12 protein-coding genes are annotated in these 16265 nt (G+C 56.5%); 1 reads left to right on the top strand and 11 read right to left on the bottom strand.

Going from position 1 to position 16265, the window contains the following annotated elements; translation table 11 throughout:
• Window positions 1-35 precede the first annotated feature (35 nt).
• Window positions 36-776 (top strand): hypothetical protein, encoded by a 741-nt coding sequence (locus tag ACJ7VY_RS07005; protein ID WP_409476652.1) that lies wholly within the window; start codon window positions 36-38, stop codon window positions 774-776.
• A gap of 51 nt (window positions 777-827) precedes the next feature.
• Here the strand turns inward: ACJ7VY_RS07005 and ACJ7VY_RS07010 are convergent, their stop codons facing one another.
• From ACJ7VY_RS07010 to ACJ7VY_RS07060, 11 genes are all read right to left on the bottom strand, one after another.
• Complete coding sequence (locus ACJ7VY_RS07010) at window positions 828-3935, bottom strand: type III restriction-modification system endonuclease (protein WP_409476653.1); 3108 nt, start codon at window positions 3933-3935, stop codon at window positions 828-830.
• Window positions 3936-3945: 10 nt separating this feature from the next.
• Window positions 3946-5958 (bottom strand): site-specific DNA-methyltransferase, encoded by a 2013-nt coding sequence (locus ACJ7VY_RS07015; RefSeq protein WP_409476654.1) that lies wholly within the window; start codon window positions 5956-5958, stop codon window positions 3946-3948.
• Between the two features lie 37 nt (window positions 5959-5995).
• Complete coding sequence (locus ACJ7VY_RS07020) at window positions 5996-6694, bottom strand: DUF4391 domain-containing protein (RefSeq protein WP_409476655.1); 699 nt, start codon at window positions 6692-6694, stop codon at window positions 5996-5998.
• Window positions 6691-9981, bottom strand: coding sequence for a helicase-related protein (locus tag ACJ7VY_RS07025; protein ID WP_409476656.1), 3291 nt, complete (start codon window positions 9979-9981; stop codon window positions 6691-6693). The genes ACJ7VY_RS07020 and ACJ7VY_RS07025 overlap by 4 nt, the downstream gene beginning before the upstream one ends.
• Complete coding sequence (gene mads1, locus ACJ7VY_RS07030; RefSeq protein WP_105761352.1) at window positions 9981-10184, bottom strand: methylation-associated defense system helix-turn-helix domain-containing protein MAD1; 204 nt, start codon at window positions 10182-10184, stop codon at window positions 9981-9983. The genes ACJ7VY_RS07025 and mads1 overlap by 1 nt, the downstream gene beginning before the upstream one ends.
• A gap of 357 nt (window positions 10185-10541) precedes the next feature.
• Window positions 10542-11420: a plasmid partitioning protein RepB C-terminal domain-containing protein gene (locus tag ACJ7VY_RS07035; protein ID WP_409476657.1), complete on the bottom strand. Its 879-nt coding sequence runs from the start codon at window positions 11418-11420 to the stop codon at window positions 10542-10544.
• Window positions 11417-12328 carry a ParB/RepB/Spo0J family partition protein gene (locus tag ACJ7VY_RS07040; protein ID WP_409476658.1) on the bottom strand — a complete coding sequence of 304 codons (912 nt, stop codon included), beginning with the start codon at window positions 12326-12328 and terminating at the stop codon, window positions 11417-11419. The genes ACJ7VY_RS07035 and ACJ7VY_RS07040 overlap by 4 nt, the downstream gene beginning before the upstream one ends.
• Window positions 12325-13890, bottom strand: a complete 1566-nt coding sequence (locus tag ACJ7VY_RS07045; RefSeq protein WP_409476659.1) for a recombinase family protein — start codon at window positions 13888-13890, stop codon at window positions 12325-12327. The genes ACJ7VY_RS07040 and ACJ7VY_RS07045 overlap by 4 nt, the downstream gene beginning before the upstream one ends.
• Window positions 13891-14038: 148 nt before the next feature.
• Window positions 14039-14506 carry a hypothetical protein gene (locus tag ACJ7VY_RS07050; protein ID WP_409476660.1) on the bottom strand — a complete coding sequence of 156 codons (468 nt, stop codon included), beginning with the start codon at window positions 14504-14506 and terminating at the stop codon, window positions 14039-14041.
• Window positions 14507-14588: 82 nt separating this feature from the next.
• A complete protein-coding gene (locus ACJ7VY_RS07055) occupies window positions 14589-15452 on the bottom strand; it encodes a nucleotidyl transferase AbiEii/AbiGii toxin family protein (RefSeq protein WP_409476661.1) in 864 nt (287 codons plus the stop codon).
• Window positions 15449-16054, bottom strand: coding sequence for a type IV toxin-antitoxin system AbiEi family antitoxin domain-containing protein (locus ACJ7VY_RS07060; protein WP_062794306.1), 606 nt, complete (start codon window positions 16052-16054; stop codon window positions 15449-15451). Before ACJ7VY_RS07060 ends, ACJ7VY_RS07055 begins: the two co-directional genes overlap by 4 nt.
• Between the last annotated feature and the right edge of the window lie 211 nt (window positions 16055-16265).

Consider the following 16265-nt stretch of genomic DNA (forward strand, 5'->3'; position numbering starts at 1 on the left):
CGCCAAACCTAGGCGTCTGCTATGCAGGGGATGGAATGAGTTACTACAAAACCAATGCCGTATACAACGCACTAAGCGCAGAGCAAAGCCATCCGTTTGTATGGGTGTCAGGTAATGCATGGATGCTTATTTACGGCGATCAGTCTGCCACCCCAAGGGCTCTTGTTTTGGCATTCGGAAATTCGTGGTCTCTTCAGAAGGATGTCATTCAAACAGCAAAGAAGATATCCTCAAAATCTGGCATTCCCCTATTTTTTGTCAAATTTGACGACGGAGCAAACTCCATTGATAAAGTCGGCTTTGGCAGGCCAGGACAACAACCTTGTGAGCTCACTTTAGATCAGCTTAAAGATGAGTTCCAGAAAATAGGTCTACCGGTCAAAAGCGGAGCCTGCGGAAAAAGCGTCAACGACGCCACAAGTAGTGCTTACCATAACTGGCAGCGGAGCAGCCTGGGCTCCATCAAAGTGACTGACATTGACCTTATTCGATTGAGCACTGACGGGGAGCCAATTGAGGCTATCGAACTGAAACGGTCTTTTTCTCCTCTGCAGGAATGGAATCCCTATCCTGTTGATTACGTGAATTTTAATTTGCTTCTGGCTGTATGTAATCAGTCGGCGATGAGGATGACTCTCGCGTATAACGTAAGACAAACCAAGCCTGTATTCAATGATGATGCATCTCGGTTTGCGTTATTTTCCTATGTGACCACTAACTCACCCGTGAGGATTGGACAATTTAACTACAGTGATTTTTTGGCCGGAATTTATTGACTGGTTGGCGCAAGGCTAGATTGCGCCAACCCTCCACTAAGCAGACAGCATTTATTGCCGAACTACTTCCATCAGTCGGCCAAAGCTATCTACTACGTCGTACTTAACGTTCTCGGGAGCAAAGCGACGGTTCATTTCATCGAAGAACTTGCGAGCGCATTTGATCTTGGTTTTCTCTATTTCGCGCAGATCCATCGACGACATCGATCCCTTGGTTTCAGCCACGAAGTAGATGTGCTTCACCGATCCTTCCTTGAATGAGATAGCCCAGTCTGGGTTGTAGTCACCAACCGGTGTTGGTATCAGAAAACCACGTGGCAACTTAGCGTACACAACGACTTCAGCGCTGGCCTCCAGCGCTTCGGCAAATTCGCGCTCGGGCTTCGAGCCGGAGTCAGGCAACACGAAGTCATAGATATGGCGCTTGGGTGTCTTGACCGCGTTACTGAAGTCCTGCTTGGTTTGCCCGGCGGTGAAGATGTCAAGGTCGAACTTGTCTTCGACTGGGTCGTAGGTCAGATGCTCGATGATGACGGTAGCCTTCTGCTCGTTGATCAGACGAATCGCCTCAGCGATGAAGCTCTCCGGGTTGGTCTTGAACTGCGCGAATATGGCCGCGTTAAGTCCCTTCAGAATGTCGGTGACCGTGCGCCGTGTCAGTTGGGTACCTTCGGAAAGCTTACCGATCAGGTCGTACTTGACCGCTGAATGGATTGATACGTGGTTATTCTCCGTTTCAGAGTCCTTCAATTCGAATGCAGTGCCACCCTTAATTCCATCGTAGGTCACGGCGGCTGCCTGCTCACCGTGCTGGATGGTGTACTGCAACGGGGTCACACGAAGCCCAGCATCTTTGTCGTTGAGTGTCTTGACCGCTTTCTGCACCAATTCGTCGGAGTCGAAGTCGACGCTGTATGCCGCCTTGCGGTTGATCCGATTCCAAAGTTCTGTGAACTCCTGCTTCTCGAAGTTTGCGTTGAGTGGGTTCTTCTTGGGCTTGCGGTCGTCGCCAATTTCGGGCAACTGGCTCTCGCTGAAAACGCTGTCGATCAGCTTGAAGACCTGATCAGCGTGCGGTGCCAACTCGGGGGGCAACGCAGCTAGCGCACCGTCCTTCCTAGCCCCGTGGTAAGTGCTGGTGATGCGATCAGCGTCGTCGGTGTAGTCGTGCTTGAGCAGGTACTTGTAGATCTGCTTAGCGAGCTGCGGTGTGATTGCGACATCGCCAGACTCCGTCTTCAGCACCTTGCCGGTGAAGTAGGCCTCGTCCGCTACGCGCGGGCGCGCCGACAGCGACTCGCTGATATCCTTCTGCAGCGCCGCGACAAAGTCCTTGTAACTCTCGCTGGCTACCACGGTCAGCACGTTCACATCGTGTACCGTGGCTGGGTGATCCATCCGGTCACCGCTTTGGTTGACAGACAGCCGCAAGCCACGCCCCACCTCCTGACGGCGGGAAATAGTGTTGTCACTGTGCTTTAGAGCGCAAATCACGAAGACGTTCGGGTTGTCCCAGCCTTCGCGCAGTGCCGAGTGGGAGAAAATGAAGCGCACCGGTTCGGAGAATGACAGCAGCCGCTCCTTGTCTTTCAAGATCAGGTCGTAGGCATCCACGTCATCGGAAAGTCCAGCATTCTCGCCACGCGCAGCGACCGTGGGGTCAGCCAGTCGTTTGCTCTTCTTGTCGATGGAGAAATAGCCGCTGTGTGTCTTTTCGACAGAAATGCCTTTTAGGTATTTGACGTACGGCGTCTCATCGAGATCCAGCATCTCGTTGAGATAGAGCTGATACTCTTCCTCGAAGATGCGGGCGTAATCGCCTTTCTCGTCCGGCGCACTATAGTCGCGGTACTTGACCACTTCGTCGATGAAGTACAGCGTGAGTACCTTCACGCCCTGTTGGAATAGCGCTTGTTCCTTGTCGAAGTGCGCCTTGATGGCCTCGCGGATTTGAATACGGCGCAGCGCAGCCTCAGTCACATCACCGGTCGCATCCCCAACGATGAGTTCGGCCCCATTGGTGAAAATAAGTGTGTCGGAGTTGGCATTGATATCGGCAACGACAAAGCCATCTCGGTACTGATCGAGCCCGTTCGACAAATCGAACAGGTTGTCGCCTTTGGCGAGCTTCCTCACCACGCGCTTGATGTTCCCGCCCGCCAACTTCTGCTCGAATTCGACCCGCGCCTCGGGTGGCTTCTTGCTCGATATTTCGATGGACTGCAGGTACAGATAGCCCGCCGTGCCCGCCAACCCTTTCACCGCGATGCCGCGTACCGCGATCTTCTTCACCAGTCTCTGGTTGTAGGCATCTAGCGCATCGAGGCGGTGAATCTTGTTGTGCGTGGTCTTATGCGTGGCCGAGTAGCGCAACACCATCAACGCCTTGAACTCTTCCAATGACTTGAGCGTCGCCACGCCTTCCATCTTCTGAGGCTCATCCAGGATAAGGATTGGGCGGTTGGCGCTAATCACGTCGATGGGTTTGCGCGACTGGAAGTCATCGAGGACGTCATAAATGCGGCGATTGTCGGCTCCTCGTGCGGCAAAGGCCTGCACGTTGATCACCATCACGTTGATGCCTGCATCCGACGAGAAACTCTCCAGGTGGTGGAGCTGCTTTGAGTTGTAGATAAAGAAGCGTGCCTTCTTCTGATACGTCTCAAGGAAGTGTTCCGAGGTGATCTGCAGCGACTTGGCAACGCCTTCACGGATGGCGATGCTGGGCACGACAATGATGAACTTGCTCCATCCATACTGCTTGTTCAACTCAAAGATGGTTTTGATGTAGCAATAGGTTTTGCCAGTGCCCGTTTCCATCTCGATGTCGAGATTAACCTTAGCCACTTTGGTCTTGACCATTGCGTCCGACACCGGCAGGTTCTGGCCCTGCTGCACGGCTCTGATGTTTTCGAGCAGCGCCGTGTCCGACAAAGTGAAGTCGGCGTTGCGGAATGCCGCTTCCTTTTCCGCGGCGGTTTCATGCGAAGCGGCTTCCAGCGCGAGCGCTCCTTGCGGGCCTGCTGGGGCTGCTTTCTGGCTGCCGGGATCGAGCCGGTAGCGAACGCCTCCGTGATGCGGAACCTGTCCCTTAAAGCAGTCGATTACTGCTTGCACGGCCGCTGTCTGGTAGGTCTGCGTCTTGAATTTCAGCTTCATCGCAGCCTCCTCAAATGCACTTCACTTCGGTGGCAGGTGACAGAAGCTTGAAGATCTGCTCCACGTTGATCTTGATGGCGCTGTCCTTGAAGCCAGCATCGCGGAACACCACTCGCAGCGGCTGGCTCTTGGCAAGTTCCTTCACGAAGGCTTCGTCTACGCCGCCGTGTGCGTCAAAGCAGGCGGCCAGTGCGTTGTCATCGACAAAAAACACATCCTTGCCCTGAATGGACTTCCTGGCAATCGGCAGCGCAAGATCAACGCCCCAGTCCATCATCACCTGGAACAGCAAGTCTTCCGCCGTGCGGTCAGGCTTGATATTGTCAACAAACAAGTCGAGATTGGCTTTGTCCAGCGCATCGGGAGCGTAGTAGACGTCAGCCATGTTCGATGTATCGACTTTAAGTACGCGGAAACCTAAGTCAAGATCCGTATTTCTCGTAGGCAAGGTTTCCGAGAATTCTTCTCGAATTTTTTTTGCTGCTCTCCGAATGCGATTTTTTCCAATCTCAGAAACTACTGAGTATCCAAGTTTTCTAGCCTCGGATTTCTCGTCACACTCCTCGGACAATTGAACCATTATGAAACGGCGATTTGCCCCATCTTCTGCATTCAAAAGCATAAGTGCATGCGCCGCCGTGCACGAGCCAGCGAAGAAGTCGATCAATATATCGTCATTCTTGCAAATTGATTGAATTAGTCTCTTTGCTACTTGAACCGGTTTTGGTGTATCAAAAGGAATATTGAGGTCAGCAAGCAAGGCGTCATCACTGCCACCGTAGTAAAGCAGCGAAGGGATGTTTTCAAATAAATTATCTTTCAGCCGATATTTTCTCGTTGGCTGCGTCTTCTCGTCTGAGCCAAAAATAATCAATCCAGCCTTCAGGAGCTCTTGCATTGTTGCAGGAGGGTTACGCCACCCCCGCTCTGGAACAGGGCACTCCTTCCCTGTTACCGGATGAATTAGCGGGATGAAGTAATCTTCTGGGGCCTTTTTCTTATTTGGCCACGCCATCGATACAGGACGGAAGACGTCGCCGTTGTCATCGATTTGGTTATATGCCTTTTCGCCTCCGGTGAGATCTTGCTGATTTACCCAGTCCTTGTATTCTTTCCTCGCCTTTTCAGTGACTCCACCTTCTTTTCCAAGAATCTGCTTGGCCTTTGCAAGCATTTTCCCGGCGTTCTCTTTTGGCCGCTGGAAATCGCAGGCCTCCTTAAAGAATTCTCGATCTTTGCAGTAAATACAAATTAGTTCATGCTGTTGCGCGACTCCGGTGGCATCGCCTTTTGGATTTCTTTTATCCCATACAATCGTTCCGAGATTATTTTTCTCGCCATAGATTTCGGCCAGAAGCTTCTCCAGGTTGGGGTATTCGTTCTCATCGATATGAATTACGATGAGTCCATCATCTCGCAGTAAGTTGCGCGACAACTTTAGCCTCGAATACATCATGGACAACCAGTCCGAGTGAAAGCGCCCGCTTGTTTCCGGGTTGGCTGTCAAGCGGTTTCCTTTGCTATCCACTTGATTTGATCGGAGAAAGAACTCAGAGACTTCGTCTGCAAAGTCGTCGGCGTAAACAAAATCGTTCCCCGTGTTATATGGCGGATCGATATAGACCATCTTGATTCTGCCAAGATAAGTTTCCTGAAGTAGCTTCAGCGCGTCGAGATTATCGCCCTCGATAAAAAGGTTTTTGGTAGTGTCGAAATTGACACTCTCTTCAGTTTGTTCGCCTTTTGAATTCTTTTTCGTGCGTACTGGACGAAGCGTCTTTGCAATCGGTGCATTGGCCGTGAGCAGAGCCTCGCGCTTGCCCGGCCAATTAAGGTGGTAGCGTTCTTGCGGGCCCTCAACAATCGAATCGGCTAGTTCCTGTCGAAGCTGGTCAAAATCCACCGCCAGCTTCACGCCACCGTCTTCACCTTTGGCCTCGGTCACGCAACTCGGAAACAGATCGCGAATACGTGCAATGTTGTCTTGCGTGAGATTGGGTGAGTGCATTTTTAGTTTGTCCATGTTCATTCCTCTGGTCGCTGTGCTTTGATTTCAGAGTTCAGCAACTCAATTGTTCAAGCTCGGTTTTCAGTTGCCGCAAAGTCGCGTTGATCTCGACTTTGCGGTTGAATTGCTTTTCCTTGGCCAGCTTTGCCTGGGTCTTCTCGACTTCGCGGCGCTTTGCAGCCGCCAGTTCGACACGAGCGATCCAGTCGGGCAACGCCTCCTGCGGGCGTGCTGGCAGCGGCATTAGGCCTTGCAGCAGGGCGGAGTACAGGTGAGCCATGTCGAGGGCCAACGGCATGGCTGTGCGAGCAGTGGCTGCAGGTATCCAGTCGGTGGAGAAGTAGCCGGACAGCACCCAGCGACTGGCATCGGCTTCGCTCGGGCGCTTGAACGCCGCCGCCACCCGCGTTTTCGCCTGATTGCCCTGGCCCTGGTTCAGCTCGAACAGGATCGGGAACTGAACCGCGCCGTCAATGCAGCGCAGCACATCTTCATGCAGTTCTGTGGACTTGAGTTGGATGCTGAAAATCTGGATTTCCGGCACACCGGGCCGTGCAGGCAGGTTGATCGTCTCTGGGGCGAGCTTGTACTGCCAGACGATCTGCTCGACCTGCTCGACGAACAGCTCCTTTAGCCGGGTGTTGGCCCCGCTGTGCTCATATATTTTGTTCTTGGGTAGAACGCGCCCGAAAGCTGCTTGTTTGGGGTAGGCAATCAGCACTGGGTTTTGTGTAATCGCTCCTTGACTCATCCAGCCTCCTGAATCACGAGGAAGCTGATGAGTTCGAAGTCGTCCAGACCGGAGATGGTGTCTGTCAGTGCCGTGGTCTTGCCACCGCTGAACAGGCTATCCAAATCCTTTTCTTCCTTTACCTCGATCATCGAACGGATGGACTTGCCCAACAGATCGGAGTAGGGCTGCATCCGGCGGCCATCTTCAGTTTCCCGATTGAAGCGCTGGCACACGTCGACGATGGGTTTGTCCTGACCCTTGCAGCAGGTACGAACCAGATCGAGTAGGCGCTTAACCTCGGTATGGTCATGAATGACCTCGCCCTCGCGGTTAATGTAGACGAGGTAGTACGGATGCAGGCGGTTGTGCTGGTTGAGGTTGATCCCGGCGTTCCGATTGCGCAGCGTGAAGATCGCGCCCGGCCGCAGGCCCATCTCCGGTCTGGAGGGAACCACGGCGTGCATCCCGTTGGGCACATTGCTCAATTCGCCGTGGGCTTTGACGTAGTTGAGCAAATCCATGCGGAAGTCGTTGAGGCCCAGGTCGGTGATGGAGACACCAGTCTTCAAATCCTCCAGCTCGATGACTTCCTCCTGCAGGCGACGAAGTTGTTCCTTGCGGTACGACACGTCGTTGGCCTGCGCAGACAACACGTTGTCGTCACCTGTGGCGGTCACGTCAGCGATCATCATTCGGCTCTCGACGCGCTCTTTGAGGTTGATGTACTCGTCGAGCGAAATGTCGGGCCAGTAGTTAACCAGCTGGATGCTGCTATTGGGCGAGCCGATGCGATCAACCCGGCCAAAGCGCTGGATGATGCGTACTGGGTTCCAGTGGATGTCGTAGTTGATCAGGTAGTCGCAGTCCTGCAGGTTCTGGCCTTCGGAGATGCAATCGGTGCCGATCAGCAGATCCACCTCGTGCGGCTCGTCCGGCAGTACCACTGCCTTCTCTTTAGAGCGAGGGGAGAACAGGGTGAGCAGTTCCTGAAAGTCATAGCTGCGCTTCTGAGTTTTGCTCTTGATGGTGGACTGCGGCGCACCCTTGCCGGTGACCTTTGCGGTGTGGATGGCGAGCGTAGCCAGTAGCTCCGGCGCAAGGTTGGCGTACAGGTAATCAGCTGTGTCGGCAAAGGCGGTGAAGATCAGCACCTTTCTGTTGCCGGGGTTGATTGGTTTTGCAATCTTGCCGAGCAGTTGTGCCTTGAGGTGCTGCAACTTGGCGTCGTCCTGCGGCGTGATCTTGTTCATCGAAGCCAGCAAGGCGTCGATGACCTGCAAGTCCACCTTCAGTTCGTGCTCCCAGGACGGCAAGTCCATGTCGGCGAGGCTGATCTTGATCTTGCTGCCGATCTCGCCGCCCTCGTCGACGGGCATGGGCAGCTCATCCTCCTCTGCATCCAGCCCTTCCAGCACTTCCGTGAGGTCGCCCACCGTGACCGCGCCGCCGGATTGATTGAACGCGGCGATCTTGGCGAGGGTGGCTTCGTTGTTGGCCCGTAGTGATTGCAGCGTGAGCCTGAACGATTGCACCGAGCTTTCAAGCCGTTTGAGCAGGTTGACCGTCATCAGTGCCTGCAGGCTCTTTTCGCGGTCGGCTTGGCGCAGCGTGCCCTTGCCGCCGACCTTGGTGTCGTAGATCTCCTCGTATTTCTTCAGACGGCTGGGTAGGATGTAGCTGATGGGCGCATACACGGCCAGCTTTAGCAGGGAGAGTTGCTCGAAAATTTCGTTGAAGCCCAACACGTCCGACCGCTCGGTCAACGGGCAGTGAAACGACAGCGGTTTGCGGCGCTCCGGAAATTGACCGATGTCCTTGGTGTCGTAGAAGGTCTGGATGTGCTTGCGCGAGCGTGCAATGGTGACGCTGTCGAGCAGCTCGAAGAAGTCGAAGTCCAACGAGTCGAGGATCGCACGCGCGGTACGTTCTTCCGGAGGTAGCTTGGACCACGCATTGAAGGCTGCTTGTGCGCCTCGGAAAATCTCCTCGACACTTCTGTCCGTGCGCAGCTTTTTTGTGAGGTTTTCGGAGTTGCCTTCGTAGGCCAGGGCCAGTTGGTTGCGCAAGTCGGTAAAGCGGTTGTTGACTGGTGTGGCCGACAACATCAGCACCTTGGTCTTGACCCCTTCCTGGATCACCTTGCGCATCAGCTTCTGGTAGCGGGTTTCCTTTTCCTTGTAGGCGTCGTTGTTGCGGAAGTTGTGCGACTCGTCGATGACGACGAGGTCGTAGTTGCCCCAGTTGATGCGGTTCAGCGGTGTACCGAAGGACTCGCCGCTGGTGCGGGACAGATCCGTGTGGCAGAGGACGTCGTAGTTGAACCGGTCGCGGGCGAAGATGTTGGTCTTGAGGTTGCGGTTGTAGTTCAGCCAGTTGTCCGCCAGCTTCTTGGGGCAGAGCACCAGCACTGACCGGTTTCGCAACTCGTAATACTTGATGACGGCCAGTGCTGTGAAGGTCTTGCCCAAGCCTACGCTGTCGGCAAGGATGCAGCCGCTGTAGGTTTCCAGCTTGTTAATGATCCCGGTGGCGGCATCCTTCTGGTAGTTGAAGAGCTTGTTCCAGATCAGGGTGTCCTGGTAGCCCGTGCGGTCGTTGGGCAGGACGTCTTCGTCGATGTCGTCTAGGAACTCGTTGAAGATGTTGTAGAGCATCAGAAAGTAGATGCTCTCGGGTGCGTTCTCTTGGTAGACCGAGGCGATGTGCTCGCAAATCTGCGCTGTCACGTCCTCCAGCTTTTCGGGGTCGTTCCAGATCTGATCGAACAGGCTCAGGTAGGTGGCGGCAAAGGGTGCCTCGTCCATCTTGTTGACGAGGTTGGATACCGCGTTACCTTGCTGATACCCGAGGTCGACAGCAGTGAACCCGTGTAGGGGCATGTAAGCCGTGTCGGCACCTCCAGCCTGCACGCAGGCGAACTGCTGCATCGGCGCTTTGGTGCGGTTGCTCTTGAAGTTAGCCTTGCGCCGTATCCACTCGGCGCACTCCTTGGCCACCGCCCGCTGGGTGAGCTTGTTGCGCAGTTGGATTTCAAACTCGCTGCCGTAGAGGCTGCGCTCCCGGTCAAGCTTGGGAATGTGGAATTCCTTTCGCTCTTTGCGAATCTTGTCGGTGACCTCGTTGGCAACAAAGGTGGGCGAGGTGAAGATGAAATCCAGCTCGTCGATCTTTTCTAGCTCGGTTTTCAGCGCCTCGAAGGCGTACATCGAAAAGCACGAGGCCGCGACCTTCAGGCGCGCGCCTGGCCGGAGGGTCTGCTTGAGATCATCGCCAAGCAACCGGCTGATGTTGTCGATCAGTTCCATCAGTTGCTTGCCCCCGAATCCTTGTTTGTCAGATTGGCGGCAATCCACTCATCCAGGTCGCTGCGACGGAACCGCCAAGTACCGCCGAGCTTGAAAGCGGGAAGTTTGCCTTCGGCCGCGAGGCGGTAAACGGTGCGCTTGCCTGCCTTCAAGTAGGCGGCCACCTCGTCCAGGGTCAGGATTTCACCTTCCGGGTCTGCCATCGTCTCGCCTTTGCCGATGATGAGTAAAGATTGCCAAGAGTTGCCAATTCTCCCATAGGTGTGGGCACTAGACCAGAGGAAGAAAATGATTCCGTACTATGGTGTTGCAGCCGTGGCACTAGTCAGAAATCAGAATTGGAGCCGCTGTTCGCCCAGTCGCAGGCCCCGATGCGCGTGGGCAGGCCAGCGGCAAGCCTGTCGGTCACCGCCCTTGATCACGGAGGGAAGCAGAAACTCCGTTTTGGGGGCAATGACCCTGATGCATCCAGTTTGTTAAAGAACCGTGGCCGCCTGCGTGGACGCCGTCACGACCTTCCTATGGGAAAGATTTCGCTCACTGGGCCGATAGCGCGCCGCTTATTTGTCCAGCGCCACCATGCGGACGATGCTGTCGAACTCGTTCAGCAAGTCGGGGTGGTTCCTGGTCAGGTGACGCAAGATGGCTTCGTTCGCCATCAACTTGGCGAGATAGCCCTTGGCTAGCACCAGGTTGAGGATGTCCTGACCGTAGGTTTGCTCGGCAAGCTTGAACTGCTCTTGGAGGTTGCCCATCTCCCTCTCCATCTTGGCCATCTGGTCGGCGCTGACGCCGGTCATCTTCTTGGGCTTGGCCTCGCCGACGAGCAAGTTGCTGGGTGTCGCCGCAACCAAGGCCTGGGCATAGGCGACCGTGATGTTGTTGGCACTGACCATCAGTTCGACGCACTCAACCTGACGCGTCGGCTTGAGCTTACGCAGGACCGCACCAAGGTTTGCCGAAAACGTCTGGTCGCGCAGTAACTCGGCGGCCTCCGGGCAGATGCCTTCCAGCAGGTTTAGCTTCTTGATGATGTGGCTGATGTCCACGTCCAAGGCCTTCGCCAGCTTTTCCGGGGTGACACCCCGTTCGACAGCGCGACGGATCATGAGGTGCTCCTGAATGCTGGAGAGGCGATTGATCCGGTTGTTGTAGGTGTAGCTCTCGTCGTCGTTGGCCACGAGGCACGGTGCCTTGTCGAAGCCCAGCTGCTTCAGCGCCACCAGCCGTGTGTGCCCGTCCAGCAAGATGTGCTGCCCCTCGCGGTTGGGCTTTCCCACCGACAGGGGTTCAATCAGCCCGACCGCCTCGATAGATGCCGTGATCTGCTTGAATTTCCGTGAGGCAAGCAAGCCTTCTGGCGTCTTACGCGAGGGCAGGATGGACGAGAGGGGGAGAACCAATGGCTCCGGAACGAAGCCCAGGGGCGGTTTGCTCATGCGCCGCTCCCTCGAGTCCAAACCCGCTCCGCCAGATACTGGGGCAGTGTGTCCAGCCCCTCCGCGCGCAGCAGGGTGGTGAAATTCTCGTCGGCCAGCAGTTGGCGCAGGGCCCCTACAATGAACAGCAAGTTGCGTTGAGCGGTCTCTGCTTTCCTGACCAGCAGCTTTTGTCGCTCGACTTCACGCTGGTAGTTCCTCACCAGGCTGGACGTGGTGACATCCTCATTGGGCTTGCGGGAGGTCATCCTGCCGCCGATGGACTTGCCTTGGGTGCGGCGACGTTCGATCACACGACGGGCTTGGATCAACTGGCTGCCACGCAGCTTTCCGGTTTCGTAGGCATCTTGCAATGCGGCTTGAATGGCTTTCTCGTCGCTGCCCGCGCCAGCGATGGTGATCGCCGCGTTGAGAGGGATGCGCCCGCTGCCGACGGCCATCAGCAATCGCTGTTCACCGTTCTGCAGCAACTGCAGGATGCCCTGCACGTACTCCGGACTCAGGCCTGTCTTTTGGGCAATGGATTTCTTGTCATAGCCCTGATCCCGCAGCTGCTCGATGCCGGACAGCAATTCCAACGGGCTGAACTTTCGTCGGGCGATGTTCTCGGTGAGGCTCATGATGAAGGCCGATTCGTCATCGACGTTAATCACCATTGCCGGGATCTCTTGATGCCCGAGCGTCTTGAAGGCTTTGAACCGCCCCTCGCCGCAGATGAGGAGATAGTGCTCGCCATTGCTCCCTGGACGCGGCGTCACGATGATTGGCTTTTTCAGGCCAATGTTCTGGATGTTGCCGACGATCTGCTCGAAGACCCGGCTGTTGCGCTCGCGGGGGTTGAGAACCTCAATCCGGTTGAGCGGAATCATCCGTAACTCCGAATGCCGATGTTCTTTGTCTTGACTCATGCGGCCCTCCGTATGCGGATGCGCCGCGCCATGCCGTAGAGGTAGTCCAGGCTGTCGAAGCGATAGCACTCAAACTCGATGCCGTTGTGGTCGGCCAAATGGATGCGTGCCTGGCCGAAGTCCAGTCGCGGCAGCAGGTAGTAGTCGAAGGCAGCCTGGTTGCTGTCGTCCAGCCGCACGGCCACCGTGATGTCGGGCGCAAGGCTGGTGTCGAAGCGCACCTTCCATCGTCGTCGCCCGTTGTCGAGCAATTGGCACCGCGCCAGCACCAGTGAAACGGTGAACTCGCGATTCACGGTGAGAAGGTCGGTGGCCGGGTCACGTTCGACGTTGCCGCCCACCTCGGCAATCATGCGTTCGGTCTGGCTGACGATCTCTGGATGCAGTCTGCGCAGAAACTGATTCACCTCCAGATACTGGTAGTCGCGATCCGGAGTGAAGCCCACCGCCTGGTAGGCGCGAACCAAACTGCCGAATCGATGTGCATAGGCCGCCGCAGACGGCATGCCATCTGCCTCATCGATGATCAGGCCGGAGAGGTACCCGTGGCGCTGGTACAGATTGCGCAGCTTCTCGATCAACTCCTCGTCGCTGTAGCGATGTGCCCTTGCGCGCAAGATGCCCTGCGCCGTGTAGAAGAGCTCCGGCGGCACGATGCCCTCGAACGCACCTTCCTTCTTGATCCACATGTCGGGGCTGTTAACCACCCTGTGCTTCTTGAGCTTGAAAGACCGACGGTTGTAGATGTTGTTGCCGATGTATTTCTCGTTGGACAGCACCTCGCGGATGGTCGCTCGCGTCCAATCCCGCCCAAGGTCAGTACGCGTACCTTGTGCGTTCAGCCGTTCGGCGATGTCTAGCTCCGTCAGGTTGTCAGTGACAAACCAGCGGTAGATCTGGTTGACCACGGCGACCTCATCATCCGGTCCCGGCTGAAGAATGACGCGGTCGGTTTGCAGGCTCTTGTGCTCGCCGCGGGCCAATTCACCTTTGAGCGTGCCGGACTGATCGATCAGCACACGTCGCAGCCCATAGCCAGCCGGGCCACCCTGGCGGAAACCCAACTCAATCAGGCGGCACTGCCCGGCGAATACCTTGGCCGACAACTCGCGGCTGTACTCGCCAGCCATCGCGCGCTTGACGCCCTTGACGATGGTCGACACAGGCGAGCCGTCGTTTTCGAACTGCTCTGCGCAGTACGCGACCTGGATTCCGGCGCGACGGCAGATGTACTCGTAATAGGCGCTCTCATCGGCATCCTGGAACCGGCCCCAGCGGCTGACGTCGTAGACGAGAATGATCTGGAAGTCCGCGATGCCTGCCTCGACGTCCTTGATCAGCTGCTGCAGCGCCCGCCGCCCATCGATGCGCAAGCCGCTCTTGCCCTCGTCGGCATAGGTGCGAACGATTTCGATGTTGCGCCGAGCCGCGTACTCGCGGATTTTGTCGGCTTGGTTTTCCGTCGAATACTGCTGGTGCTCGGTCGACATCCGCACGTACTCGGCGGCCCGAAATGTCGGTGGCTGATCCGCCCCCGGAATGGAGAACTCTTCTGCCTGCATAGACCCGATCACTTTATGTTGTGTGAACTTGCTCTCGGGCCTGCCTTTCACCTCATTGGCATAACCGTGACCTGCACTGCGCGGCCGGAATGCACATGGTTGAAATTGTTGCCATCCAGGATGATCGAGAGCCCATTTGGGCTTGAAGTTAAGGCTGGATTCCCTGGGTGTCGATCAAGTCATCTCTTGACGCATCCATCTTGCATTCGCAGGTTTCGCACAGCAGCGTGATTTCAACTACCCAAGAGCCCGGTGTTCCATTGGGAAACTCCGGACGTCTTGTGATCCGGTAGATACCGGAAGGCAGCGCTGACACGTCCATCTTTACAGGATCGATGACTGCCTGCCGATGGGCGGCGGTAGGTTGTTCCCCTTGATCGCCATTGGCCTGTTGTTCGTCTCGGTGATTGCGCCAATAGTCGTGATTGCGCTGTGACCACGCGCGTTGGGCCGCCTGCTGATTGATGCGGTAGTCAGGATCGGATTGGAGTTTTGCCCGCTGCCAGTCGCGCTTGCGAGCCCGCTGGCATTCAGGGGCGGAGCAGAACGCTTGGTCGGGAACCTGTGGGCGGGGTTCGAAGGGGTGGCCGCAGTGTGCGCAAAGTCGAGTAGTCATCGTGGTCTCCATGCAAAGTCCGTATGGAGACCGCCACTGACCGTGGCGAAGGGCGCGAAGCGGCTGCCCTATGAAGGGATATTCAACGAGCGACGGTGTTCAACGCGGGTGCCAATGCCACGCTCAAGCGGCCAACGATGGCGGCCAAGGGTTCTGGCGGAAGTTCGTTCTTCTTGAGAAATGCCAGCCACAGCGCCTGGCGCGAAGCGTCGTGCGCAAACTCGTCCGTCAGTCCGACTGGCAGCGCATCAGGAACCGCCATGCCCCGTCTTTCGAATGTGGCCTTGATCGCTTGGGCCAGCAGATCAGTGTCCAGAGTTTCTCGTTCCAACAGCACCGACAGATCGAAGTAGTCCTTCAGGCGGCTGTTGGTCATGCCCAGCAATGCGATGGCGTGGAGCTTTTCCGCGATGACGGTGTACGTTGGGTAGGCCCGCAACCGTGGTGCGGGCATTTCCTCCAGCAGTACTGGGTAGACCGAATCAACAGGCGCCGGGGTGACGGCGTCGCCGAAGCCGACATCGATTTGGGTCTTGCAACGTGCTCTGGCCAGATCGCCTGCAATCATCACGCGAACGCCGCCGTAGCCAGCTTCCTTGCGGATCTCCTCGACTGTGACCGAGGCTGGGTCGAACACGATACCGTCGTCGACCGGTACAGCTGCGATGTCCCGGAATACTTGGGCCACTGACTCCAGATCACTGGCACCGAAACCCAACAGATCGGCGTCGCGTGTGGCCCGGTGTGGCATGTCGTACCAGAGCGTGAACAGCAGCGCACCCTTGAGCAGAAAACGGTCCGCGTGCGGCGACTGGGTCAGCCGATAGAGGATGCGCTCCAAGGCGAAGCGCACCAGCACCTGGTTGAAATCGACGCCTTGCGCCTTGGCGACATTGAGCAGACGCGCACGGACGGATGCCGCGACATTTGGGGTGGCAGTACTCATCCAACGCTCTCCAGATAGGGGCGCATCACATTGGCAACGCGGCATATCTTGGCGAAACGCCAGATGTCGTCGACGGATGCCTTGCTGCGCGCCCGAGCGTCCTTCAGCGCCTCCAGCGCCACATCCAGCCCGATCTTGTTGCGGTGCTTGAAGCAGTCCGCCACGGTCTTGGCCACGCCGTACACCCGAAGCCTGACACCGTCGCGTTCGACTTCCTCAATCCCTGCCGAGTAGGCATCACCCGTGAACTGCACCATCTTGACGGGCGGGTAGTCGACCCGGGGCGGGTGGCTGCCCCGAGGCATGGCGATCCAGATCTGACGCGGCAGCTGCGTGGTCAGCTCATGAAACTGCAGCGCCGTAAGCAGGCAGAACACCGCTTGAGGTACCTTGGTGGCGATGGTGCCAAGGCTCTCGAATTCCGAAACCTGTGCATCCGGCAGACGGTACAGGCCACGCCCCACCTTCTCTAGTAGACCCGCAGCGGTCAGGCGCGTCAGAACGACCCGAGGCGCACTGATGGCGTCCAGATCGCTGGCGCGCAGTAGCCCCTTCTGGCTGGCCAGATCGAGGACGCGTTGATTGTGGGTACTGGAGAGCATGGGTGGAGTATGTTCCGTTATTTCGTCGAATGCAACTTCTGGGAGATAAAACGAAACATTTAGCCCACGTTCTCCCGGTATCGCTGCTGGCAGACGATGCGCTGGGCGCGCTACAAATCGGGGGTGTTATCGCCTCAATCGCAGCATCTCCTACACGAAAACCTTTTAAGCGAAATTATTTTATGATAGAATCCGCTTGAACGAAATCCGA

The sequence above is a fragment of the Stenotrophomonas sp. Y-13 genome (genome assembly GCF_046267925.1).
Taxonomy (GTDB): domain Bacteria; phylum Pseudomonadota; class Gammaproteobacteria; order Xanthomonadales; family Xanthomonadaceae; genus Stenotrophomonas; species Stenotrophomonas acidaminiphila_A.